18 protein-coding genes are annotated in these 25,269 nt (G+C 42.8%); 2 read left to right on the top strand and 16 right to left on the bottom strand.

Going from position 1 to position 25,269, the window contains the following annotated elements; all coding sequences use genetic code 11:
• Positions 1-7 precede the first annotated feature (7 nt).
• The 13 genes from AC6I8T_RS24150 to AC6I8T_RS24090 form a co-directional block, all read right to left on the bottom strand.
• Positions 8-1,429, bottom strand: coding sequence for a mannose-1-phosphate guanylyltransferase/mannose-6-phosphate isomerase (locus AC6I8T_RS24150; RefSeq protein ID WP_497834594.1), 1,422 nt, complete (start codon positions 1,427-1,429; stop codon positions 8-10).
• Between the two features lie 131 nt (positions 1,430-1,560).
• Positions 1,561-3,099: a right-handed parallel beta-helix repeat-containing protein gene (locus tag AC6I8T_RS24145; RefSeq protein ID WP_497834593.1), complete on the bottom strand. Its 1,539-nt coding sequence runs from the start codon at positions 3,097-3,099 to the stop codon at positions 1,561-1,563.
• 132 nt (positions 3,100-3,231) lie between these two features.
• On the bottom strand, positions 3,232-4,392 hold the full coding sequence (locus AC6I8T_RS24140) for a glycosyltransferase (protein ID WP_497834592.1): 1,161 nt from the start codon (positions 4,390-4,392) through the stop codon (positions 3,232-3,234).
• On the bottom strand, positions 4,385-4,951 hold the full coding sequence (locus AC6I8T_RS24135) for an acyltransferase (RefSeq protein WP_497834591.1): 567 nt from the start codon (positions 4,949-4,951) through the stop codon (positions 4,385-4,387). Before AC6I8T_RS24135 ends, AC6I8T_RS24140 begins: the two co-directional genes overlap by 8 nt.
• A complete protein-coding gene (gene murJ / locus AC6I8T_RS24130; RefSeq protein ID WP_497834590.1) occupies positions 4,938-6,416 on the bottom strand; it encodes a murein biosynthesis integral membrane protein MurJ in 1,479 nt (492 codons plus the stop codon). The genes AC6I8T_RS24135 and murJ overlap by 14 nt, the downstream gene beginning before the upstream one ends.
• Positions 6,413-7,585 carry a glycosyltransferase family 4 protein gene (locus tag AC6I8T_RS24125; protein ID WP_497834589.1) on the bottom strand — a complete coding sequence of 391 codons (1,173 nt, stop codon included), beginning with the start codon at positions 7,583-7,585 and terminating at the stop codon, positions 6,413-6,415. The genes murJ and AC6I8T_RS24125 overlap by 4 nt, the downstream gene beginning before the upstream one ends.
• A 36-nt stretch (positions 7,586-7,621) precedes the next feature.
• On the bottom strand, positions 7,622-8,674 hold the full coding sequence (locus AC6I8T_RS24120) for a hypothetical protein (protein ID WP_497834588.1): 1,053 nt from the start codon (positions 8,672-8,674) through the stop codon (positions 7,622-7,624).
• Between the two features lie 261 nt (positions 8,675-8,935).
• Complete coding sequence (locus tag AC6I8T_RS24115) at positions 8,936-11,107, bottom strand: polysaccharide biosynthesis tyrosine autokinase (protein ID WP_497834587.1); 2,172 nt, start codon at positions 11,105-11,107, stop codon at positions 8,936-8,938.
• Positions 11,108-11,120: 13 nt separating this feature from the next.
• Positions 11,121-11,555, bottom strand: coding sequence for a low molecular weight protein-tyrosine-phosphatase (locus AC6I8T_RS24110; RefSeq protein WP_497834740.1), 435 nt, complete (start codon positions 11,553-11,555; stop codon positions 11,121-11,123).
• Between the two features lie 5 nt (positions 11,556-11,560).
• Positions 11,561-12,697, bottom strand: a complete 1,137-nt coding sequence (locus tag AC6I8T_RS24105; RefSeq protein WP_497834739.1) for a polysaccharide export protein — start codon at positions 12,695-12,697, stop codon at positions 11,561-11,563.
• A gap of 98 nt (positions 12,698-12,795) precedes the next feature.
• Positions 12,796-13,290: a helix-turn-helix domain-containing protein gene (locus AC6I8T_RS24100; protein ID WP_036627043.1), complete on the bottom strand. Its 495-nt coding sequence runs from the start codon at positions 13,288-13,290 to the stop codon at positions 12,796-12,798.
• A gap of 44 nt (positions 13,291-13,334) precedes the next feature.
• Positions 13,335-13,610 (bottom strand): exopolysaccharide production protein YjbE, encoded by a 276-nt coding sequence (yjbE, locus tag AC6I8T_RS24095; RefSeq protein WP_497834586.1) that lies wholly within the window; start codon positions 13,608-13,610, stop codon positions 13,335-13,337.
• Positions 13,611-13,850: 240 nt separating this feature from the next.
• Entirely contained in the window at positions 13,851-14,549 is a 699-nt protein-coding gene (locus tag AC6I8T_RS24090) for an EAL domain-containing protein (protein WP_071783600.1), read from the bottom strand.
• A gap of 441 nt (positions 14,550-14,990) precedes the next feature.
• Here AC6I8T_RS24090 and AC6I8T_RS24085 point away from each other — a divergent pair, with 441 nt between their 5' ends.
• On the top strand, positions 14,991-15,347 hold the full coding sequence (locus AC6I8T_RS24085; RefSeq protein WP_497834585.1) for a hypothetical protein: 357 nt from the start codon (positions 14,991-14,993) through the stop codon (positions 15,345-15,347).
• Between the two features lie 29 nt (positions 15,348-15,376).
• Here AC6I8T_RS24085 and AC6I8T_RS24080 read toward each other — a convergent pair whose 3' ends face one another.
• The 3 genes from AC6I8T_RS24080 to AC6I8T_RS24070 form a co-directional block, all read right to left on the bottom strand.
• Positions 15,377-16,384 carry an alpha/beta hydrolase gene (locus AC6I8T_RS24080; RefSeq protein WP_021185363.1) on the bottom strand — a complete coding sequence of 336 codons (1,008 nt, stop codon included), beginning with the start codon at positions 16,382-16,384 and terminating at the stop codon, positions 15,377-15,379.
• A gap of 273 nt (positions 16,385-16,657) precedes the next feature.
• Entirely contained in the window at positions 16,658-22,234 is a 5,577-nt protein-coding gene (locus AC6I8T_RS24075; RefSeq protein WP_497834584.1) for a hypothetical protein, read from the bottom strand.
• Between the two features lie 159 nt (positions 22,235-22,393).
• Complete coding sequence (locus AC6I8T_RS24070) at positions 22,394-23,629, bottom strand: RHS repeat-associated core domain-containing protein (RefSeq protein WP_497834583.1); 1,236 nt, start codon at positions 23,627-23,629, stop codon at positions 22,394-22,396.
• A gap of 238 nt (positions 23,630-23,867) precedes the next feature.
• Between AC6I8T_RS24070 and AC6I8T_RS24065 the strand changes: the two genes are divergently transcribed.
• The gene (locus tag AC6I8T_RS24065) at positions 23,868-25,250 is read left to right on the top strand and encodes a M60 family metallopeptidase (RefSeq protein WP_497834582.1); all 1,383 of its coding nucleotides are present in this window, start codon (positions 23,868-23,870) and stop codon (positions 25,248-25,250) included.
• The last annotated feature ends 19 nt before the right edge of the window (positions 25,251-25,269 follow it).

The raw sequence follows: 25,269 nt of genomic DNA, 5'->3' as shown, positions 1-25,269 counted from the left end.
TCCTTGTTTAGCTAAGGCCATAGTGATCTTTGGTACGGATAATGTCGTCATCACCAAGATAGGAACCAGACTGTATTTCCAATAATTCAAGAGGAATCTTCCCTGGGTTTTCCAGCATATGTTGAGATCCTATGGGAATAAATGTGGATTGATTCTCTGTAAGTAAAAAGGTGTTATCTTCAATAGTGACCTTTGCAGTTCCTGAAAGAACGACCCAGTGTTCAGCACGATGATGATGCATTTGCAGGGAAAACATGCCTCCGGGTTTTACCATCACGCGGTTAACGTTATAACGAGGCCTACTTACAACTTTGTCATTTTTTCCCCAAGGTTGGTATGATTCACGGTGGACACGATGTTCACCACGTTCATTTTGCTTGAGAAATTCAACAACTTTTTTAACGTCCTGAACCTGTGATTTATCAATAACCAGTACTGCATCTTTGGTATTGATAATCACCAGGTTATCGACACCGACCGCAGCAACCAATTTTTCGTCAGTGTTGATGTAGCAGTTACTGGCATGGTGTGTGAAAACATCACCGGCCAGAGCGTTGCCTTGAGCATCCTTATTATTGACATCCCAAAGTGCTGACCATGAACCTACATCATTCCAACCAGCATCAAGAGGAACGACAACAGCATCAGTTGTCTTCTCCATGACAGCGTAATCAACAGATTCATCGGGACAAGAAATAAAGGCTTGCTTATCAACACGGATAAAGTCTTGATGTGTATCTGTTTGAGCAGACGCAATAGCTGTTTTGCATGCTGCCAGAATATCCGGTCTGAACTGAGACATTTCTTCCAAGAACCTACTTGCATGAAACAGAAACATACCGCTGTTCCAGTAATACTCGCCAGATTCCAGATACTGTAATGCGGTTGGAAGGTCCGGTTTCTCAACAAAACGATGAACCCTGAAGACAGGAGGTTTGCCACTTCCTAATGACGTACCACGTTGAATGTACCCATAACCTGTTTCTGGCTCAGCAGCAACAATACCAAATGTCACAAGCATTCCCTGTTCCGCATAGGGAATTGCATCCTGTACCGCACGGTGAAATGCTTTTTGATTCCCAATCACATGATCTGCTGCTAACACTAATAATAGTGGATCTTCGCCCTGAGTGATTGCCTTTAACGCTGCCAATGTTATAGCAGGAGCAGTATTTCGCCCAACGGGTTCGAGAATAATATTCTTAGATAATTGCCCAATATTACGGAGTTGCTCAGCGACCAGAAACCTATGCTGTTCATTACAAATCACTAATGGCTCAGAAACGTTTAACCCCTTCAATCGGTTAATTGTTTCTTGAAGCATAGAGTAATCGCCGTAAAGACGGAGGAATTGTTTAGGGTAAAGTTCGCGCGACATTGGCCATAGGCGACTACCCGTACCGCCAGCCATGATTACTGGAAGAATCATAATTCACGCCTCATAGTTAAACATATAGAATTAGTAATCATTAAAAGCAGACCTAGTTAACAGCGACAAGTTAGGCAATTAATCATTTCACATGAGACTAATAGGCCAACCTGTGAAGAGACACGGTTACTTCATCGAGATTGCATTCGAATTAGTTGATTCCTTTTAATTATATAATTACTTACGAATTCAAAGTTTATGAAACACCCGATCAACCCCTTAGTTTTAGATAATGATTTGATATTATTATCCATAAACATAAATTGGGCCATGAATTTTCGTTCAGAGTGTTTAATTTTATCAAAATCGAATTTAATTAATGCCATTTTGTCAGTGTAAAAATTATTTTTGGAAACCAAAAAATCACCATAACATTGTACGACCCTTATAATATATTGAAGTTGCTCATGCCGAACACTAACACTTTCTTGATTGGTTATCGTTTTGAAAACATTACTAACAATATAGATATTCTTAGCGTTTTTATCATGATCATATGTAAGAATCGACACACCAGTTAAACAATCCTGGACTCTATTATTTTTGAAAGTAATGTTAGATATAAGTGACTTGGTATTTTTGTTGGGCCATAACCTAATCCTCAATGCACCTGCCTCATCACTTTTAGAAGAAAGCCCTATTGAGGAAAAAAAGTTTCCCATTATAACTACGTTATCTACCGTCGCATCATCTATTGAGTTCTTATCATCAGTTATATATACCCCACCTTCACGCGAGTTAACAATACGATTATTATTAACTTTTACATCACTCGCAAATGAGTAAATTTTTATCCCACTCTTAGTGTTGTATATATAATTACTCTTGATTACAGCATTTTTAATTCTATACTCTGGATCAAACGATCCTGTCGAAATAGCATCATCTCCAACATCATGTATGACATTATATTCCACTAAAATACTTTCAGATCTATATATATGAATACCATCAGTACCACTTGCGCCTCCCATATCACCCTGATGATTATGTATATGGCAACGCCTTATAATTATGTCGTAGCTATAATCGACATGAACCCCATAACCGATACCATAGCATTCTTCTACATCATAAATTCGCAAAGGACAGGCATTAGCCACATACAAGCCTTTAGGTCCGGTTGCTGATTTATAATTATTAGAATTTAGTCGCTTTATTGTGAAATCAGAAAGGTAAACGCTGCGCTTAGAATTTTTATTTATCGGCTCATCATACACTATCCCATGATTAATATGATCCAGCAAGAATACCGTCTTACCTTTTCCAAATCCCATGAAGTCCAGACTTACAGATGATATTCTTACTGTATCACGGAGCAAATAAACGCCTTTATTAATAGCGCGTATCACTAGACCAGAGTTAAGCGCTAGGCTAATCTCTCTGGAACAGTCAATTAAACCATCGGAAATTGCCCCGAAATCCTCAAGAGTAAAGTAATAATCTAACCTAACCCAAACACCTCCTTTTCTTGAATAGACATGTTCTTTACTATCAATCCTTAAACTTTTGGGCTCAACTTGATAGACGTATAAATCTGCAACACCGTCATTTTTGCTTTTTACAAACAAAAAATCAGAGTCGAACGAATCATTTTCATTTAAATACCCTCTATCGACCTTATTAGCTGATTTATGTAGTAAAACGTCCCTGTCAAATTTCAGCTCCATACGAATGGATGAAATTGATGGTTTTGCAAAGCAATTCTTATGCAACGCAATTGAAGAAAGAATGATCGCAAGAAATGATCGCCTGTGCAAAATACACCTCCAATTCATAGGAGCTTTTTAATTCTTATTTACCTAAATTTCGTTAATTGCATTTAACATTTTTTTCATTCTTGTTTCATATGTATATTCTTTTGCCAGGTTTAGAAAATCCAGTTGTCTTGAGTTGTTTTCCTCAAGGCAATCATCTATATGCCTTAGGAACTCACTGTGAGAGTGACCAATTTTAACCACACCATCAAATTCACGAATTGATGAAAGATTGACACTCACTACAGGCCTACCTGCTGCAAGATACTCAAAGAATTTCATAGGGAACATGTTGTCTGTGTACTCATTTAACCTATTCGGTAAAAGTGCCACATCAAAGAATTTTAAATAACTTGGTAAAGTATCGTAACTTCTTGGCCCAAGAAAATGTATATTGGAATATTTTTTTAATATGTTTACATTAGTTCCTGGCTCTCCTTCACCTACGAGCCCTATAATTAACAGGTTATAAGCTGGGCGTGAACTGGCGATGTACTCTAAAAGTTCAAAATCCACTTTGTAGTTGCTTACCGCCCCGATAAATCCAATAAATGGACCTTTTAAATTCTTTAATTCATCAGGTAGTTCATAGTCTACAGTTACTGCCTTGTTAAAATGACTGTAATCAGCAACATTAGAAAAATAAAAAATATTACGATTCCATTTCTTCTTACTCTCAAAGAGTTGAGGTGCGGTAACAAAAATAGCATCCGAAACTTGCAATAATTTTATCTCTTCCCTTTCCAATATTTCCCTTGGCATTCCGGGTTGTTCTTTGATCTCATCCACGCAATGATATATTGTCTTCTCATATTTACTTGGATCAAGGAACTCCGTCGTTAAAGGATTGTAAGTCCATAAAATGGGATTTTTAAATTTAAGGGCCTTACTCCAAAACGAAAGAAATAAACTCAAGTATGTTTTATTTACGAATCGCGCAAATGAAATATCATTCCATGGCAAATTAATCGGAGACCAGACCCAAATATTATCCTTTACTTTTTTAGGTGGTTTAAGTGCTTTAAAAACCCTTAAAAAAACACGTCTCATGTCCTTTTTATTCAAGCCTGGTTTTCTAAGACCTAAGGAATCGACATATAATACTCTATAACCTAATCTGGCAAGCTCTACTGCAACATGTTGTTTATTAGTCCAAAATGGGTTATCCCAATCTGCAGTTGATAATAGTATTATATATTTACTCATGTATCCCTCTTAACCGTTTTACCGGATTGCCTGCGTATAAGCTCTTCTCGTCCAACGAACCTCTGACGACAGAATTAGCACCAACGACAACATTCGACCCAATACTTGTTCCCTTAGTTATTACAGAACCTGCCCCGACCCACACATTATTCGCAATGCATATTTCACGCACAACATACCCTTGGGAGCTAAACTTATCACCAGGAATATCAAAGCGATGATCTGAGTCAAAAATACAGATATTATGACCAAACATACAGTCATCCCCTATTGTTATTTTTTTATGACAAACAATGTTCGCATTATTATTAAAAAAAACACCGCTTCCAATTTCCAACTCACCACCAGAGGCTAAAATGGATGAACCTTTAGAGATGTAAACCCTTCCTCCAGCTGTGTTTATTTTTATCCTTCCTTCATCTTTGATATTTACAGAAGAACCTGGATGAATGAAAACTTTTCTTATGTCTAATTTTATTTTACTGCCAAACCTGATTTTTAGAATCATAACGTTCAACAACGAAAGAAGATGTATTAGTTTTATTCTATTTTTTGCCACGACTTACTATCTCCTTAACAATCTCCATCCTCCAGGATGGAATTAGAAATACGCACCCACTCCAAAACAACAAGAACACAACACTATTAATAGTGAAAGTGAACATTGATACATCGATCATGTTGACTGAATATGAAACAACAAGATAACCAACTGAAGATATTAATATTGGTGGTGTTATTTTTTTAAATTCACCCCACAATTTTAAATATGTCATTGCAGATATAAACATTACAATCCCATATAGCGAATTCCCCAGCCCTAAAGTTATCTCTCTATAATGCTCATAAAATAGGACATTGAAAAGAACATTAGCTACTACACTAAAGAGCATGATTACTAAGACTGTTCCATTTCTAAATTGAGCAGTTAATGCTTTTACGAGTACATATCCAACAACATTAGCCCATAAACCAACAGACATACCTTTTAAGATCATAGCTGTGACATCAATTGATTCTTTATTAAAACGACCTCTTTCGAATAAAATTGAAACTATCATTTCTGAATTCAGATAAATGAATAATGAAATAGGAAATGAGATGATTAATATTATTTTGATTGCCTTTGCTAACTTTAACGTTAGGCCTTGCTTAGTTTCCCCTGACCAATTCACAAGACCAACTAATGCAACTGGAGTTGACACTATAAGAAGCAACGTTTCGTTGATAAACTTTGCATAATCCAGAGCTGATATTGCGGTTAAACTTATTAGAGTTGCAACTGCACGCTCTATCGCAATGTTTCCTTGATACAAGAAAGGCAAAAAAACCAATGGCTTAATAGTCGCCCAGAAAGATTGCATTACATCTTTAATATCAATTCGTTGTACTTTACTTGGGAATGCAATGATTTTTTTCTTCAGGCCTCTTTTCAACACCCACAGAAAGAAGAAAACATAACCCACAGTAAACCCCCATGCTAAATAAAGTGGATCATGGAGATAATAGGCAAAAAAAGCACCTATAAGCATTCCTAAATTTTGTATTGATGGCCGAAGTGACATCGGTATGAAATCTTCATTTGCCATTTCAATGTAATTTATCAGAGCTGAACTCAAGTATAAAATTATGCCCAAACTCATTATTAGTAACATTGATTCAGACAACGCTCTTGTCTTTGGATCTAACCCAGGAGCAAGTAAGTTTAACCACTCATCTACAAAAAAAAACGCCCCCAGAGTTAGCACAACCGAGAAAATAAGAAAGAAAAACTGCATCAACCAAAAAAAAAGCAATGCCTTATCTTCATCCTCCTCTCTGAATTTTTTAAACAATGGTATAAAAGCTGTCAGACTATCGCTAACAAGAAAGTTAACAGGTACTAAAGTTCCAGTTTGTGCTACACGATACGCTCCATTAACGTATCCTGTTCCGAATAAAGCTGCGACCACCATTTCTCTTATCAGGCCTAAGAGCTTCGATGCTAAATTACCACTCACCAACGATGTGATAGCTTTTTTCACTTCTGCTCCTTATTAATCTGGCATATAGTTTCCAGATATTTTTCTGCAGTGTAATCAAGCGTATACTCTGAAGGTAAGTAGGCGTTGGTCAACGATTCTTTTGCTGATAATTTATCAACAATTATTTTAGCGTTTTTTTCATACTCCTTTGGATTTACTGAAGTTATTCGATCCGAATAGAAAAGTTTCACTTGCTCAGAAATAACAATATCAAGACCGACCGCAGATGCTTCGAGAACATTTAATGGCAATCCCTCAACACGGTCAGTAAGAAATAAAAATAAATCACAAGCACTTTCTAGCTCTGCTATTTGTGGTCTTGACAATGAGCCTGTAAATAGAACTCTGTCTGTAAGACTTAACTCATTAGCAACTTTTTTAAGATGGTTTTCTTGTGGACCTGAACCAACCACAACATAAAAAAACTGTATATCATCTTTTATTTTTTCCAGTGTCCTTAGACAGTTCAAAACTCCTTTTTGTTCATGAAGACGGCATGCAGTTACTATTAGTTTTTTATGCTTGGGGATTTGGTATTTTTCTAAAACTTCATTTTTTATTACTTCATTGGGTGCGAATAAAACATGATCTATCCCGTTTTTTATCATTATAATTTTATCTGGATCTATGATTTTTGCGTATGGCCATTTGGATAGATCATCAGAAACTTGCTTACCAATACTGATTATTTTATCGAAATTGTTATAATTGACCAAATCTCTAAACATCCATGATAGATTTTTTGGCCACGTTAAGAATCCTTTTAGAGTTCTCGACTTTAATTTAGATATTAATTCACCCCATGCTGTTCCATGAATCTGGATTACGAAGTCTATATCGTTGTAACTCGTTTTATCTTTAAGTAAACCATACGCACCTGTGCTAACACTGAACACACAATCGCATTTTCCTTTATAATTTAGATCGAAAACTTCCTTTGACCTCTCCCACCATTTTCTTGAATATTTCCCAGATCTTACTCCTTCAATGAAATGTATTGGCACTCCATTTATTACATGTTTTCCTTTGAATTTTATTGCTTCAGTCGTTATTATTTCTAGATCACACCCTAACCTTGACAACGATTGGGCTAAATCCCAAGCCACAACCTCCATACCACCAACACCGTGCATGGGTAAAGATCTTGTGAACATTATGATTTTTCTCATAGAGTAATTCTATCCCTTCACCTGTAATTTATTCATTTATTTAATTGATGACTTTAGTGTTTTTCTCGTGCTTGCGAATAAAATTAATGATGAACATAGCCCTAATGTTATAGGTGGAGCTACCGAACCGAATGATCCTCGGAATACAATAAATGCGAATGATGAAATCCATAACCCTGTTAAATACATTGGTGAGATAGCTCTATTCCGCAATAACGAATCTGCTTTCCCTGTCAATCCACCTAATATGATAGCACCTATTATTATAAATATGAAATTCCCCGCATAATATAACTCCCCAACTAGTGGCGCACTTAAATTAGTATAAAAATAACCTTGATGGTCAGCGGCCAATATCCCTAAGTTGCTAGGCTTTGATTCCCATATAAATCGTGGTATAAAGAAGCAGACACCAGCAATAAAATTCATTCCATAAGAATATCCTTTATCCTGGACATACCTCAATATATTCACTAATTGTTGGAATGAATCAAAGTCTACGCCCTGCACGATATAACTAGCCGTATCATACGTTTTGAAATCTTGCGATGAGTCTCCAATATGTTTAATTGCAGGAAAAAGAATAAACAATAAGATAGGTGAAGCAAAAAATAGAATAACAAAAGATTTTTTACTATTCATAAATCCTGCCATTATGACCAAAGCAATTGTCATACTCAGGAAGTGAAACCTCGGACTCGATAACGGATTGTTAATTATAAAATTGACCATTACTGACATCATCAAGACAACAGTCGCACCACTAGCATGTTTGAAATCTTTTGTTTTTGTTTTCCATAATGACAAGTATACGACCAAGACTCCAAAGGCAACAAACTTTGACAATGCATAGAGCATCGGCATAAAACTATCTGCATATACCATTTCACCCAGTGACGAACGCCCTGAAAAAAAGGAACCAACTCCTGTAATTTGAATGAATACAACAGCTGGAAGCAACATTATTATCGCTAAAACATTAGTCACCGTTGTAACTGAATATCCATATCCACTTGTGCTTTTTTCGCTTGTTTTTTTGAAACATAAAGAGTAACCAATAAATAAAAACAAAGTGAACACAATGGACATTGTGTTTACCTCATTTATTTCGTTATCTTTAGGATAGTTCGGCCACGGAAACTGGTGGGCTGAGTACTGTAAGAATGCCGGAACACAAAAGAACCATACAAGGTAAACTACCCATTGAGTAAAAAAAATCCCTACCTTTCCTGTTAACATCGAATATACAAACGTTAGTATCGCCATAGTAACCAGAATAAACAATGATGTGTAAATCATCCATTAACTCTCAAGTAGTATTTTGCTACACATCCTAATTTTTATATTACTTTAATCAGGAACTTCGCTGTAATTGTGACCATAATATCCATAACTATACCCATAACGACTACTCTTTCGTGTAATACCATTCAAGATACATCCAGTTAAGAAACTGCCACTTTTTTGGAATTTTGACCTACTCAGAAGAATTTCTTTTAAAGTGTTAACTTCGTATCTAACGACATGCATATTTGCACCACAATAGGCACCTACAATTTCCGCATCCGTAACAGATAAAACTGGAGGTGTATCTATAATGATCATGGTATATTTTCTTTTTATTTCCTCTATGAATTCTTGCATTTTATCACTCATGAGCAGTTCAGAGGGATTAGCTGGGATCTTACCGCGAGAGATGAAATCTAAGTTATAATTTTCCAGTCTGTTAATTACACTCTCTAGTTTCTTTTCTCCACTTAATATATCCGACAACCCATTTTTTATCTCTACACCCAATAGATTATGAGCAGTACCTTTTCTCATATCAGCATCTACAATTAGTACTTTTTTACCTGCCTGTGCCGCCAAAACAGCAAGGTTAGCACTAACAAAAGTTTTTCCAGCATTCTCTGTGGAACCAGATATCATCAGAATGTTGTTTTTAGCCTCGGCCATGACAAAATGCAAACTTGTTCTTAAACTCCGTATTGCCTCTACAGACATATCAGCTGGATTATCAATTGCAAGCAGCGCATGATTTTCACCCCCAGAATTATGTCCTCCTTTACTTTTGTTCTTTATATTGCGTTTCAACCATGTTGATTCTGGAATGCTTGCGTATACATTGATACCTTCATCTTCAAGTTGTTGTGGCGATACCAAACCTATTCTCAATGCATTCCGTAATATAATCAAACCAATAGATAAAACTAGTCCAATTACTAACCCTATTAAAACAACCAATATTTTATTTGGTTTTACTGGGTCGACACCAACAATCGCAGAATCGATTATTCTAACATTACCAATTGCACTATTCTTCGCGATATTTAACTCCTGTTGCCTACTGAGCAACTGCATATAAACAGCTCTTCCCGACTCTACATCTCGGCTCAGTTTTAACACACCCTGCTGCGTTGCTGGCATTGATGATATTTTCTTATTCAGAGCATCTTCTTCTTGTTGCAATGTTTTTCTTTTCTCTAAAAGAGATTTGTATGTTGGGTGCTCTTTTGTGTATAACTGTGAAATCTCAGCCTCTTTAAATGTCAATTCATTCAATTGGTTATCAATGTTGACCAATTGATCTAATGCAGACTTAGCTTCGAGAGATAAATCTACTGAGTCTTTTTTCTTTCTGTATTCATTTAGTTTGTCTTCTGCAACATCCAATTCATTCCTTACTTCCGGGAGTTGGTTTTTTAAAAACTCAAGGCTTTTTGTATCCTGTGCAGCCTGGCGCTCTACGTTCTGATTTACATAACTTTCGTTTATCTTGTTTAAGATTTTTTCAATTTTATTTTGATCAGTGCCCGTAAATGTGACCCTTAAAATCCCACTATCCTTGCCTTGGTCCGCAACATCTAAATTATTTAAAAGGTCGTTTGCTGCTCTCAACTTAGTCGAATACTTAACTGCAAATGTCGCACCTGAATTTGCACTAATCTTATCGACCTTAATAGTCAATCCATCAGAAATAAGAGCATTACCTACTACTCCATTGATTTCCTTATCATTAAAATCCACCTTATAATGATCTTTATCTATAACAGTTAAAATCAGCTGCTGCGGATTCTTCGTTGTCGTTCCCTCTATAAACAAATCACTGATCTCGATGCTACCTCTTTTTATGCCGAAGAGTCTGTCCCACCCTCTACCAAAAATTGGAAAATAATCAGGCTCAATTGATGTTTGCAAATTCAGGTCTGAAACGACTCTACTTGCAATCATATTTGATTGAATAATTGATATTTCAGGTCCGGTTAGCGGTTGCGAATCTGGCAATATCTGGTTCAAGCTATTTAATATAGCATTCCCTTGATTTTGCTCTATCTGCAATATGGCATTTGCTTTATACACAGGAGTAGAAAACAGAACATAGCAAATTGACAACACAAAAAAAATCGAACATACGGACAGTATTAATTTCCTTCCATCAAGAATTTCACCAACAATTCGGCTAATATCGTAGCCCTCTGAACTTTCATTCCTGACTTTATTTTCAATTGAAGTTAACATCATTTTCATCCTGATTTTAGTCAATTAGTCTTGCTACCCAGCACTGGCATGCTTTTTCGATCAATTTGAAAACTGATTCAAAGGCTTCATTGCTCTTTCTATATGGGTCAGGTATATCCTTATTACCAATCCAATGCCCAAGCAACATCGTTTTTCCGCGCAATTCTGGCGCACGACGGCTAATTTCTTCCATCTGTTCTTTTTCCATTACCAGTAGTAATTCATATTGACTAGCCTGCAAAACGTCGAACTGTCTTCCATAGTGTTCAGAAAGTGAAATCCCATATTTTTCAGCAACGAGAACTGCTCCTGGGTCAGCGGGTTCCCCAACCAATGCCCTAATACCCGCCGAATCGATTTTTTTTGCTGGAAATGCTTGTCGCAAAACTCGTTCCGCTATCGGCGACCGACAAATATTCCCGGTACAAATCACCAGTATTGAATCAAACATACTCATCACCACTCGCGGATGTACTGTCCAGATTGAACCAGGTCATGCACCCCACCGATGGTCGGAACCAATTGCGAGATAACACGGTTCCAACGCACAATTGGTGCGGCAGTGACATAAACGATGTCATACGGCTTTAACTGGAATGACGTACTCAGCACCATCGCTGCTGCATCTTTCGCATTCAGCTGGTAAATATCGGCCAGCTTGCCCTTCCCTGTCGGGTTATGCAGCTGACGAATCACAAAGATCCCCGATGCATCTGCCATTTCCTGGGAAACACCCTCAGCATTACCCAGCGCTTCAGCTAACGTCATACCGCTGCGGTCCATCTTGAGCGTGGACTGTTTATTAACCTCGCCCATCACGAATACTTTCAGGTCGTCATTACGCGGTACAAACAAGATGTCGCCCGGCGTCAGCAAACGGTTTTCGCGTAGGTCGCCCTGCTGCATTAACGCCTGTAAGGAAATAACACTATCTTTGCCGTTGTGGGTTAACACCACATTGCGCCAGTCTGCATCTGGCGCCAGGCCACCCGCGGCGTTGATGGCATCCATAATCGTCAGCGGGATATTGCTGATCGCCTGCTGACCCGAACGCACCACCTCCCCTGTCACATACGCTTTTTGTGACCGGAACGCAGCGATGCTGACATCAACCTGCGGGCTTTCAATATAGGTTTTAAGTCGCTCAGTGATCTCGTTGCGAACTTCTTCGATAGTGCGTCCGGCGACTTTCACCTTGCCAATATAAGGATAAAAAATGGTGCCATCGGTATTCACCCAGTTACCGGTATCGCTGGCGCTGCGGTATTGGCCGGCAGGTGTCGTCAGTTCCGGGTGATCCCATACCGTCACCATCAATACGTCACCAATGCCGATGCGGTACTGGTAGTTTTTGATTTCATCTTCCAGCTGTGGGTTGGCGCTGGACATCACCTTTTGAGGTTGCAGCGAATCAATCAATTTTGGTGTTAACGGATAAACAGTAACGTACTTGCTAATGTCCGTATTCGAATCCATCTGCTCCACGACATCTTTATCACTGGTTGATAAATGTTGTCCTGGAACGATGGTGCACGCGGAAAGAAAAAAAGCAGACACCGCAATCGCGGATAGTCTAAAAGGCAATTTCATCATCATGAGTTGAACTATCATCCTATTAAATGCAAGAAAATAAGGCCTCTTTATCAATTTGCTAAAGAGGCATAGTAAAGGGAAACGTCATTCACTCACCCTTAGAAACCCATCCCTGCGTGGCTGCGTTGTTTTCCATAAAACAGATTTCTGAATGATGAAATGTCTCGGTGCAACATATGTAAGTTACTGACCTTCAGTTTCTTTAAACCTGAATTTTTTTGAGCACTGATTGTTTTTGGGCTAAGCCCGCTGTTCCTTGAGATTTCGAGTATATTTTGTCCGTCTAATAAATCCTTCAAAACATCGATTTCTCGTGGAGTCAGGTACATGGTTTTTCTTTCAGCGATGAGTCGATACAGCTTGTGATGTAAAGGCGTTAGCCCATCATCTAACTGGTAACTCATCACAAAGGTTGTCAGGCAATTACCGACAAAAAACTTCTCATTAGAATAAACACTTATGTCTTTATAAAGTCTGATGGTTTTCAGGTCAGAACTTAACGAAATAGTCATGTCCTGTAGTCCGATTTCGTGGACTTTTAATGCTTCACGCAAACCCAGACTCAAATAGTAATCATCAGATATTATCCTCATATCTCTCTGACACCTTTGCGATGCCCTCCGCTGTCTGGTTAGAACTATCTGCCCGTGGTGGTGGTCGTGGTGGTGGTGGTCGTTCCGGTGCTACTGCCATCGTTAGTCTGCGTCGCTAATGCAAGCGCGGCCAACGCGGAAACCGCAGAGACACCCACAACCACGCTGGTTCCGGCAGCATAACTGGTTGCGCTTTCACCTGCTGGCGCACCCACATTTTGTGCGGCGGCTGTTTGTTGTGTTGTCGTTTCTTCTGCTGCGTTTACACTCAAACTCAGCAAACCGGTTAATAACAAAGTACTCATTGCTGTGATTTTCATAATGTTACCTTTTTGGTTGTTAGCGATAATGAATGATTTTTTTTACCACTTTTATTACTCACTCATTCCTGACGTTTCAGGCACGCTACCGCCCTTAGCTTACTGGCGCCAATAGCCTGAAAAAAATAAATAATCAATACAACAGGCGCAGCGACGCCTTTGCGACGCTGGCAAAAAAAATAATGGGCAGGACAATGCCGCCATTTTGCTGTGTAAAAGACGTATATTAAAAATTCAAAGTTATAATATGAATTTCTTATTTAAACTTTCGATTTGTTCAAGCCGTACGCTTTTAAAACATCCACCCTGTACCGCTTTAATATCCGTTTCGATGGCGTGGCATTGCTCTGTGCTTTCCACACCTTCGATGATAATAAACTTACAATATCGCATTATGTTCTTGATAATGACCGGCCAGATGCCTGACTTGCTGTAGATCTTAAAAAAATCATTATCAATCTTTACGGCGTCATAGAGATTTTCCTGCAATGCTCTCAGGCTCGATTCGCCTGAACCTAAATCTCCCAACCACAAGCGGTACTCTTCGGCTAATGCCTGCAAGACCCGGTTGCTTCTCCCATCGGAAAGATTTGGAAAACCTTCTGAAATCTCTAAACGTAAAAAGGGTTTTGATTTGGCTAACTCAGCAATCTCCTCATCCTGTATCAGGAGTGCGGCCATATCAAAATCAATAGTGATGGAGCATAAAATGTTATTATTTTGAAAATATGCTGTTTTTAGGTCGATAAGCGTGAGTTGATCCTTCAACAGTTTTTTTTTCTGTGCCTTAGCGGGTTTCCCAACCTGCCTGAAAAACCACCCTGGTGCGGCGCTGTCTGTACGTATCTTTACCGCCAGAACATTCCCTGCTCTGTCTACTATCGGTTCCGCTTCAATACCACTGATAACTTTACCTGTTAAGACTTCGCTGAGATTCATGAGAATGTTTTCCATAACACACATCAGATGATTCTCATTCTATGATCACTAATACCAATCAATAAACACTTTACGATCGGTTTTATCTATGTTTTTACCTATCAAAAAATAACCTTTGATCGATCGATCCTTTCCTAAATCGAATGAATAGAATATTGTCCCGAATAATCAGGAAGAGGTAGGCGTTTGGTGGCAATATGCTCTAAACATCAGTCACATAAGCCAGGCGGGAACAAATTTTTGATAAAATACAGTTGGATATTAGCGGTTAGCCTACAATCGATTAATTCTTAAGACTCACTCCGCTAACCATGTTAATGAATTGTAGCAGAATTCACTGTTTGTACTGCTTTAACTGACCTTAACTGATTGATTAGCATTTGAAAACTGACGTATTAGTTACGTTACTGAACTATTAAGTTTGTGTTTCCTGCATTATCAATGCTGATGAATGGCACTAATCCAGGCCCAGCCTGGGCTGGAAGGCGAAAACCAACACTGGCTAAATTAGCAACAACAACACCTTTAAAATTAATCATTAAGCACAACTTAACTTACGCATTTTTGCAAAATGTTACCCGGTCTGCTGGGCAGGTAAGTATCAACGGTTATTCTTCACCGAACGTCATCACATCAATTGGCAAAAAACAGGTGGATAACTGTGCTTCTTCGTTGGATTGTCCATTCAATATCATCTTTTCCTATAGAACAGTTGTCCGTCTCTCATTACCGGAAAAGGCGTACTTTTTGTCGGGTATCTGGCTGTCGGGAGGGCGTTACGTGGTGGTAAAAAGGTGAAGGCCAGGTGATTAACCTGGCCTTTGAGATTATTTCAGGTGGGTTTTCAACTCTTCCGCCGCCTGACGCAGCGCTGTTTTCACGGCCGGCACGTTACTCAGTGGATTCAGCAGACCATAGTCGTGGATCAAACCGTTATAGCGCGTAACGGTCACATCCACCCCGGCCTCATCCAGTTTACGACCAAACGCTTCACCCTCATCACGCAGCACATCCAACTCGGCAGTCTGAATCAATGTCGGCGGCAGTCCCTGTAACTGCTCGCGGGTGGCACGCAGCGGAGATGCCAGAATGTTGTTACGATCGCTCTCTTTGGTGGTGTAGGCATCCCAGAACCACTTCATCATATTCCGTGTGAGAAAGTAGCCATTCTCGAACTGGTTATAAGAAGCGGTATCGAAATGCGCATCTGTAACCGGCCATAACATCACGTCATAACGAATCGCCGGGGTATGTTGCTGTTTTGCCTGCAACGCGACAGCGGCCACCATATTCCCCCCGACACTGTTCCCCACCAGCGCCAGGCGTTTACCGTCAACGCCTATTTCCTGGCCATGTTCCGCAACCCAACGCGTGGCAGCATAGGCCTGATTGATCGCCACCGGGAAATGCGCTTCCGGTGATGGGGTGTAATTAACAAAAACTGCCGCTGCTCCTGATTCCACCACCAGGTCACGTACCAGGCGCTCATGGGTTGGGAAGTCACCTAACACCCAGCCACCGCCGTGGAAGAACATAAATACCGGCAGCGTACCTTTTGCCCCTTTCGGTTTGACGATATTTAACTTCAGCGGTTGTCCGTTAACTTCGATGGTTTTTTCAGTCACGTCTGCGGCCGGCAGTACAGCTCCCTTCTGGGCGCCGATCAGCACCTGACGCGCATCATGAGGTGAGAGCTGTTCAATAGGTTTGCCGCCGCTGCTGTTGAGGGCATTCAGGAAAGCCTGCACATGACGTTCTGGTTGTGGCTCTCCCGCCATGCTTGATACAGATACAGCGCCTAATGCAATGGCTAATAATGATTGTTTAATTTTCATGGTGATCCCCTTTTATATCTCGCTATTAAATAGTGCGCTACTTAAATGAATAAATTTGTGCACTCGTTGTTGGCTTCGGGTTCAATTTACATAGTGCGCTATTCAATAGCAAGCAATTAAAGACAGGCAGCCCAACGGACTTTGTCTAATAAATTGAAAAATATGATTAAAATACGGCACAAATTGTTAAGTACCTGCCACAAAAGACCCTGATCAACAGGGTCTTGCCGGTATGACATCAGACGTTACAGTTCAGCAGCGAAAATGCCCTCATTAACGTTTGCGCCAGTCAGTCGGATCCCATTCGGCTTCAACCCTATCGGCAACCTCTTTCGGTACGCTTTCCACCAGCTGTTGAACCATCGCATTGAAAAAGTCCGGAAATGGCAGAGCCGGTTCGATTTTCAGTTTCGGATCGGTCGCCAGGATATCGATAATCCGATCGATCTTCTGCTGGTTACTCTCCGTCACTGGATAGGCCCAACTATCGCGTATTTCACTCGCGAGAAGAGCGATTTCTGCATTGGATGAATAGACGCAGGCGTGAAAATAAGTCCGGGTAAACTCCTCCAGGTCCTGGATATAAGCCCGAAACACCGCAGGCGCAGACATCAGCTTATGGAGTAATTCTCGCTGTTCGCTACGTACCAACGATCTTTGCCGGTCAGGCCAGTCCAGATAGGGCTCGCCAATAATTTTTTTCGCATGGGGGACGAATTTCCTGATGATGTTATGCCCGTCCTCATGCCTGACCGTGGTGGCAAGAGATTTTTTATGTCCCTGGTTGGCGCAGGATACGGCAATTTCATCTCTTTTTTTATGCCCCGCCGCAAAACCATTGAGTCCGTTCCAGGAAAACAACTCTCTTTCCGGCATGGTTTTCATTTTAATCAACGCATACTGCTTTGTTTTGGGGTTGTAGCCTATTGCATCTTTAAATACCTTGATTCGATATTCAGTATCTGACTCCAGCGTTATCCGATATTGATGCAATAATTTCTCAAACAACGCGACGTCCAGCGTCTCACTTTCCGCCACATGGAAGATTTTTTTCAAGCTCTGTGCAATAAAATTAGCATTCTGGCTTATGGCCGCGCTAATTTTATCCATATTCAACCGGTCTTCATTATCTATCTGCTCCAGTTCCTTTCTCATCCACGGGAATTTATTCCATACCGTTGAGCCAGTACCCACATATCTGATCCCTCTTAACTCCTCGGGGATAGAAACCGCTGCCAGAAAGACTTCGGTGATATCATCCGCTTTAAAAATCTGATCGCCATAATCATCAATATAGGCCAGTTGCCTCGCTCTGAATGCGGCGTTTGCCACTTCGGACGAAGTCATTTCTGATTTGAACACACTGGCGAAATTCACCAACTTTTTTGCCATAGTGGCATAACTATCAATGTCATGCTGCGTGAGGGAATGATCGCTATCCGGAAGCCCGAAGACGTTGATAATATTGTTAATCCCTCTGCCTGCATCCTTAATTTTGCGTAAAAACTCTTTATAGGATACCTGGTCTGGGGACAATTCAGGGCTGATTGAGGTCAGCACACCACGGGCAATCTCTTCTACCATTTGGCTCAGCTCGAGAAAACCATGCAATGTGATATCACTTTCCGGCAGTGAATCGGCATGTTTCAGCATCGCCAGATGTGCCGGTAGTTTATTCACCTGATTGGCCAGGCAGATAATATCTACCTCCAACTCCTTCACTGTTCTCAGTGACACTAATTTCTTACGTAGATTATATAATTCCAGTATGGCATGCCTACGTACCGTGTCGTAAATTCGGCTTAACGCATAACGACCACGAAATATCGGACTTTCGTTAGTACTGGGATCATTTTCGATGCCTCGCCCCATGCGATAAGGGATATTAGCGAATATTTGTGGTTCAAAGGGGATAAACGCGCCACTGGCACAGAGCATTCGGTATAATGTTTCCCCCTCTCTGGTCTTTATTTTGATTACCAGGCGATTATCATTGAAGGTTGATATGAACATCTCTTCTACCGAGATTCCTTGCGGTACGCTTAATTCGCAGTCGTTATGCTTCGTGCTGGCGTCAGACGGCAACAGTCTGATCAGATTGTCAGCGACGACCTGCAATTTCCCTTGTGCATCTTTAACCACGGTGACCATACGGTCGGCGGGCGCTCCTGACGGAATCTCGTATCGCAGTTCGCCGGTTGGTGACAGGGAGGTGCTCGCCACTTCAAATTTCAGCCACGAGTCGCCGTAGGGATGAAAGAGATACTCTTTTCCTTCTTCGTCGGATAAATAGTGCGCGTAACCCGCCAGCTCATTCAGTTTTTCCATACTGGTCGGCTCGGCCAGGTAGGCCGCTTTTGATAAGGAAGACCACGAAGGTTGCATCTGCTGCGCCAGCCAGGGCTTGAGATCCCGATGAGCGTATAAATCCTCCAGCTCAGGGAAGGAATCCATGAATTCCTTCATTTCATATTCCAGCCATTTTATGAACGCCGTATCCTCCTGTGGTGCCTCAGTCGTAATCCGATACTTCGCCTGGTAGCGCTTCGCCTGGCGAAAGGCTTGTTGTACCCCGTTCTCAACCAGCGTATCGGCAACAGCCCACGCCTCTCCTTCTGGCATCGCCTGTTCCACGCAGACCACCAGCGATCCCAGCTTCACTAATCCGCTTTGTTCGACTGGCTCCTGTTGCAAGCCAAGACCGAACAGGTTATCGACAAAACTCAGGCACTCACCTAATGGGGAGTGAAAAAGTAATGACAACGTCGTACTCCAGGCGCTCTGAACCAGGGACTCAGCCGATGCCGTGGTTGAAGTGGTCGGGGGCAAGCTGGCGGCAGAAGATGGATTGGACAGTTGTTCCATCTTCTTCACCACAATTTCCGCCAGATTCGCTGCCCACAATTCGCTATCTGCGGGTGCAAAACGCAATAGCGAGGTGGTCAACGTCAGTTGATGACGCGCTGACGCATCGGCCGTTCTGAATAAAATGTTCATCAACGCCTGCTTCTGTATTTCAGTGCGAAATCCGGATCCACTCTGATGTTCTGTCACGTCAAACCAGGTATGCCGGGTGGCATCGCCGATTTTCGGCAGTGGCGTCACCAGAAACGCTTTAGCGTTATGCTGAATAATGATCCCGAGACAGGGCTTTAGCGGTGAAGGGTCCTCCGGCCGTGAGACTTGAATGAAGGTCACCGGCAACGGCTGGGGGTAATTTTGTTTCAGCGCGTGCCGCATCTCCCGTGGCAGATCCAGAAAGGTATGTCGGTAAAATGTTCTGAGCGTGGTTTGAACATCGGTTTTAGCCTCGGCCAGTTGCAAAGGCGTGATGCCGTGCGGATGGAGAAGTATTTTATCCAGTGCACGTCGGGCCCGGACAAAATCCAGTACATCTGCATACGTTTGGGTTTCCTCCTCCCACCATTCGGTCAGCTTTTTTTTCACTCCAGAGCTGACATACGTGGTCTGCCCAAGTTGGTTAATCAGCGTCCCGGTTTTTTGATTGAGCAACATAAACAGCGCAATCTGCCTGATGGCCTGTAATGGAATGGCACTGCGTTTATGATCTGCCACCACCGGAGCGGCCAGTGCCGCCGATAACCCCAACTCGCTAAAACAGGTTTCATCCTGTAATTTCGGGTGTGATGCGAACTCGGTGGCAGGAAAAGCTTCTTTGCACTGCTCATCCAGCAACAGACGGATACGGGCGAGATCCAGAGAAGTGAACTGTTCGAACTGTTGCCCCAGCTCTTCACAAAATGACGCTGTTTTCTCGGCGGTCAGGCGGGCGAATGCTTTTATCGTGATAGTCGGGATCACGTCGTCTGTCAGGCCCGCAATGATTTTACTATTGAGGGAAGCGAAGCCCGCAAAGTGGGTCGCCGGGTCGATGGCTTTCAGAACAACCTCAATTACCGGCAGGATCATTTTGCCCAACAACCGCAATCGGGCGCGCGGTTCGCCATCGCTCATGATCGCTAACCCGGCAGACCAACCGCTGCGCTGGTCATTCTGTAAATAGGCGAATTCCTTCTCATCCAACACGAATGGGCTCTCTTCGTCCGGGCGGGTGATGAGCGTCTGTAATGACAGCAATAAGATCTTCAGACGGTTAAGCGGTGTTCGTGGTGTGGTGTCCTGGAAGCGGGCATCCTGTCCAATCTCACGTTGTGAGGGATCTTCGGTTATTAACGCCGCATAACGCGCAAATCCGTTTTCCCTTTCATCCGCAGGCTTATGGCTAAGTATCATTTGCCAAAGATTACAGGCGTGCGACGCCGTTTTAACATCGACCTGCACCGGAGCAGCGGCCGTTGCTATCAGCGGGATTTCCGACAGACGATCATATTGCACATCATTACCCGGCGCCGCCTTTGGGCGACTGTCTACAATGGCGTGGCGTGCCAGACGCGTGTGCGCTGCGTCTGCCTCATCAAGACGCTGACCGGCAACACCTGTCGGGTTAAGCATCTGCGAAAACCAGTGATCAAAGTGTTGCAAGGCCCCCATGACACCGGACGGTAGTAACAGAAAAGGTAATTCCGGCGAAATATGGGTTGGCGGATCGATTATCTCCATCGTAGTCACCGGGCAGGCTGCATCTGCCAGCGAAGAGGAAGGCGCGGCAGTCTTTTCAGATTGATACGTCAGCAGGGGCAAGGGACTCGGACGCAATTTTGCGTTAAACCCGGTGGCAGGATGGCGGCTCCTGAAATAAACCTGAGTAGATGCGGCATTGATATTACTGAGAAACAACTTCATGTTGTCTTCATTGTCGCTCCCCACTCCGCCCAGAGAAATGCCGCTGCCTTCTGTGGTCGTATTCAAAAACCTATTCGCCGGACACACCGGTATCTCCAGCACCAGCGTGGAATTTTTTCCCAGTACGATGTTTTGATATGCCGGTGACAGGGTTCGCAGCGTCCCGGCAAAAGGAATATGAATACCCGGTGGGGGTGGCAAGTTATCCATCTGCGCGAGCACCGTGTTAGTCGGTTCAGCGTCAGCGGGCCAGACCATCGACAGCAGCTCGCTTTGTATTCGTGCAGGCACCCCGCTCAACTGCACCAGCATTTCGCTGCTCACATACTGTGCAGAAAATTGCCCGGCATACCTGGCGCTGAGAAAGGCTTGTACTTTCGCCGTCATCTCGGCATCGCTCCATCTTTGCACTTCTTCCGGATTGGCCGTGTTTTTTTCCCACCTCAATGCCTCGCAAGCGAACAGTTCCTGATACAGCACATTGAAAATCTCGATATTGATTTGTCGGGGTTTGACCTCACTCCCCGCACTCCCGAAGATGCCAATCATTAGCAATAAAGTGTGCTGAATCTCGCTTTCCAGTGTCGGCGGCCCGGGTTCAGCGTCGATATATAAATGTGCCAGTCGTTGACGGTTGAGCATGGTGTCGAGGAGGCTATTGGCTTTTTCCAGATGGAGAAATTCCGCGACATGATGGGTCCTGCCTCCCAGCAATTTCATCACCGGCTGTTCCAGCAAATAACGAGCAAGCAGCGCAAAACAGGGTTCGAGATAGTTTTTGAGTGCAGCATCGATTGGCAGGTTCGGGTTTCTTAAATATTCCTGCCACAGCGCCACCTGCCGAAGGGAGAGGAGTTCTTTCCCCGCCCAGGCGTTGAGGACGGTGGCCACTGCGGGTAACCTGGCAGCCAACTTGTTGGCAGTCAGGCTGGCGACCCGACTTAATGTTTGCGATAAGGGTTTGGTAAGTGAGGATTTCACTGACAAAAATTTGTCACCTATGCCATTCAAACGACATAAGGCATTCAGAACCGGGGTAGTGGATGGAACAGACGGCGTGGAACAGACGGGAATATGAGTCATCATTTTTCTTCCATGAAAATAATCGACTTCAAGCGTAGCCTGGTGGTTTTTAACACTGGCCTGAACAACATGAGAAAAAAATGAAGATTGAGTAGCCTCTGCTGCTACAGATTGTTCTGGCGCAGAGGCTGGCGACACAGCCCATAAATGTGTCGGGCTTTCTCAGGAATGGTTAGCCCTGTAGGGACAGTAGTACTTACTGTGCAGCGTAAACACACTTTGTTTGTCAAATGTCAGTCTGCATGGCGTGCAGTAAAGTCCGACAGAACCAGGGGTATGGAAGATTGTGATATGTTTCTCAAGAAATTTTCTTCTCGTACACGAAAAGCCACATCCGTCTACGTTGCATTGAAATGGCTTTTGTCCAAGGTGACTGTGTCTGAAATGCCTGGTAAGGCCATCCTTTGAGGTGAATTTTTTGCTACAACTTTCCCCGTGGCAAACAAACGGCTTTTCGCCTCTATGGTTACGCATATGAATATGTAGATTTTGTGTTCGGGTGAATGTCTTTCTACAGTCAGGCCACATACAGGAGTATTTTTTTTTGCATGGTATTTGGGCAATATGCTCTCGCCATTCAGGTTCAGAATGAAAGGAATCGTAGCATCGGTTGCACTGCCAGATTTGATTACCCCCGGGCACATGCTCTGTGGTCAGCGCCGCCGCATGGTCTTGATGAGACTGGGGGTCGCAGGTTACAGAAGAAGAGGTTGAAGGTACTGGCTGCCAGCTCGGGGGATTTTCAGCGGCAGCACCGGGTAAATGCTCCTCCCATAACTCTTGCAGAAGCTCACGATACTCAGATGTATCAGAACCCTCATTTCTTATAACGGCATCAAGATCGAAAGATGACTCCCCATTGGTCATGCGTCCGTCAGCGTCGTAGCGCGTGACAGGGTTATTTCTCAGCATACGAAACAGATTTAACCCCTCTATCGTTCCCGCCGGGTCGCTACTTAGCCAGCGCATCAGCCACGGCAGGTAGTAACGCCAGCCGAAGTAGATTAACCCGGTGCAATCCCGTTCCTTCCCCGCGTAACGTTGAAACTTCAGCATCGCCCCTTTCTGCCTCCCGGTTAACCAGCTTGCCGTGCCACCAAAGGGATACCAGCACTCCTGATTCACCAGAGTTCCCGTTTCATCCACCACGCCGTATACGCTGCCCAATCTGTCGCTCAGGTTGACATGAATCAGCGTTTGCTGCGCCTCGCGGTAAAGACGACATCTGCCGGCCACGATCATCCACAAAGGCTGGTCGTAGGTCTTGCCTGTGGTGCCGCTGCGTATTTCCAGCCCCGGCAGATAACACACCTGCTGCTGACGAGTATCGAATTGGCAATGTTTAAACGCGCGTTGGCCGGGCGCAACATACCGGTAATATTCCTGCTGCTGTGACATAGGTTTTCTCCTGAGAATAGGTCACTCACTTTAGTCACAACCAATCTATTAAAAACATCCGGGTAGAATGGATACCGTTCACTTGATACGAAAATCCATTAATCGCTGAAATTTATCCTGACGCGACGCATCAATAAGATGAGAAATACATGAATTTATAACTGCCTTCTCTGGCAGAAGAAAATCTTCATATAAGGTTAACAGGCAGTAAAACGAAAAAATAACTCAAGGAGTAGCAATGTTTAAAAATATGTTGATAAGTACCATTACCTTAGCCTCGCTTCTGGCAACGGGGAACTTATTTGCCAGAGATTCACTCTCGCAATTGTCCCCTACCCCGATAAATACCGGGGTGGAAAACTATGATTCTGTTTATATGCAGGTCCACGGCACATCGGAGATTCATCAGGATGCGGCAAGATTGGGTTCATTACCCTGGCATCCGGGTTATCCAACCGGCTATTATGCCGAACCTAATCAACTGGTTCACTATGCTGTTAATTGCCCCAATTACAAAGGCAACATTATGCCTCATCTGCTCATCGGCACTTACAGCCGTTACAAAGACAAAATCAACCCTGATATGTTCGAGCTAAAGCAGGAAGTTAATTCCTATGTCAAAGCGGGTGAAAAAGGCGGTATTATTTATGCTTACACACCAATGAATCAGTTTGTTTATGGCGCAAACTGCCGTCTCAACTTAGTCGATGCCCGGCCAATGCCCTGGTATCGGCTGGGTACGACCACCAATGCCGCATGGCGTGAGATGTTAAATAATTACCCGACGCCTGATGTGGTCCTTGAATCGGAGCGCGCCATTATTGTTGCATCACGGGAAAATGCCCTTCGTTATGTGAATGAAAACCAGGATAAGGTGTTGCAGGCGATTGACAAGGCAATCAATGCTCAGGACAACATATTAATGTTAACTAAAGATGAGGGATATATTTACACCCACAGCCGAAGCCAACATAAGATATTAATAACCGAAACCGATGACCCGGATCCACTTATGTATACAACGGATTACCGCACAGTATTTAATAAAGATGTAATGGGAAATATCCTTACTGAGAAAGGATTCTCGGTGGAGGGCTGGGGACCATGGCATGAACTTGGTCATATGCATCAACAGCGGGCATGGAGCTGGAGCAGCATTACTGAAGTGCAGGTTAATATTTTTTCTCTTGCCGCGGAAAGGGAGATGGGGATTTATCCATCTCAGTGGATGAGTTTGGCACAATCCTGGCCTCGCGCGATAAAATTCCTGAATAAAACCGTCGCGCAAAAAGATTTTAATCAGGATGCTGAGTTAGGTTATGAAGGAAGACTGATGATGTTCCATCAACTCTGGCTGGTGTACGGCGATAATTTTTATCAAACGCTCCACCGTCATTACCGGGCAAGCGCACCAGACTTACCCACTGATGCCGAGAAGATAAACAGCTTTATTATCAATGCCAGTATTTATTCGGGTTATAACCTCGCCTCTTTCTTTACGACCTGGGGGCTAATGCCTAAAGATCCGAATGCCTACAATACGCTCATGGCGGAGCTGAACGCGTTGAAATTGCCGGATACTCGCATTGACCCTTACACCCTGACCGATCTGGCAGACTGATCCCCGATACTCGCAACAT

This window comes from Pantoea sp. X-Soil-OKNW-556 (assembly GCF_059730695.1).
Note: the sequence above shows the minus strand (reverse complement) of the source record. Positions and strands in the feature narration are given on the sequence as shown.

What these genes read in the sequence shown, in the direction of transcription:
- AC6I8T_RS24150 (WP_497834594.1), bottom strand. Translation starts at nt 1,429, where the DNA reads ATGATTCTTCCAGTAATCATGGCTGGCGGTACGGGTAGTCGCCTATGG.
- AC6I8T_RS24145 (WP_497834593.1), bottom strand. Translation starts at nt 3,099, where the DNA reads ATGGAGCTGAAATTTGACAGGGACGTTTTACTACATAAATCAGCTAAT.
- AC6I8T_RS24140 (WP_497834592.1), bottom strand. Translation starts at nt 4,392, where the DNA reads ATGAGTAAATATATAATACTATTATCAACTGCAGATTGGGATAACCCA.
- AC6I8T_RS24125 (WP_497834589.1), bottom strand. Translation starts at nt 7,585, where the DNA reads ATGAGAAAAATCATAATGTTCACAAGATCTTTACCCATGCACGGTGTT.
- AC6I8T_RS24120 (WP_497834588.1), bottom strand. Translation starts at nt 8,674, where the DNA reads ATGTCCATTGTGTTCACTTTGTTTTTATTTATTGGTTACTCTTTATGT.
- AC6I8T_RS24115 (WP_497834587.1), bottom strand. Translation starts at nt 11,107, where the DNA reads ATGATGTTAACTTCAATTGAAAATAAAGTCAGGAATGAAAGTTCAGAG.
- AC6I8T_RS24110 (WP_497834740.1), bottom strand. Translation starts at nt 11,555, where the DNA reads ATGTTTGATTCAATACTGGTGATTTGTACCGGGAATATTTGTCGGTCG.
- AC6I8T_RS24105 (WP_497834739.1), bottom strand. Translation starts at nt 12,697, where the DNA reads ATGATGAAATTGCCTTTTAGACTATCCGCGATTGCGGTGTCTGCTTTT.
- AC6I8T_RS24100 (WP_036627043.1), bottom strand. Translation starts at nt 13,290, where the DNA reads ATGAGGATAATATCTGATGATTACTATTTGAGTCTGGGTTTGCGTGAA.
- yjbE (WP_497834586.1), bottom strand. Translation starts at nt 13,610, where the DNA reads ATGAAAATCACAGCAATGAGTACTTTGTTATTAACCGGTTTGCTGAGT.
- AC6I8T_RS24090 (WP_071783600.1), bottom strand. Translation starts at nt 14,549, where the DNA reads ATGAATCTCAGCGAAGTCTTAACAGGTAAAGTTATCAGTGGTATTGAA.
- AC6I8T_RS24085 (WP_497834585.1), top strand. Translation starts at nt 14,991, where the DNA reads ATGCTGATGAATGGCACTAATCCAGGCCCAGCCTGGGCTGGAAGGCGA.
- AC6I8T_RS24080 (WP_021185363.1), bottom strand. Translation starts at nt 16,384, where the DNA reads ATGAAAATTAAACAATCATTATTAGCCATTGCATTAGGCGCTGTATCT.
- AC6I8T_RS24075 (WP_497834584.1), bottom strand. Translation starts at nt 22,234, where the DNA reads ATGATGACTCATATTCCCGTCTGTTCCACGCCGTCTGTTCCATCCACT.
- AC6I8T_RS24070 (WP_497834583.1), bottom strand. Translation starts at nt 23,629, where the DNA reads ATGTCACAGCAGCAGGAATATTACCGGTATGTTGCGCCCGGCCAACGC.
- AC6I8T_RS24065 (WP_497834582.1), top strand. Translation starts at nt 23,868, where the DNA reads ATGTTTAAAAATATGTTGATAAGTACCATTACCTTAGCCTCGCTTCTG.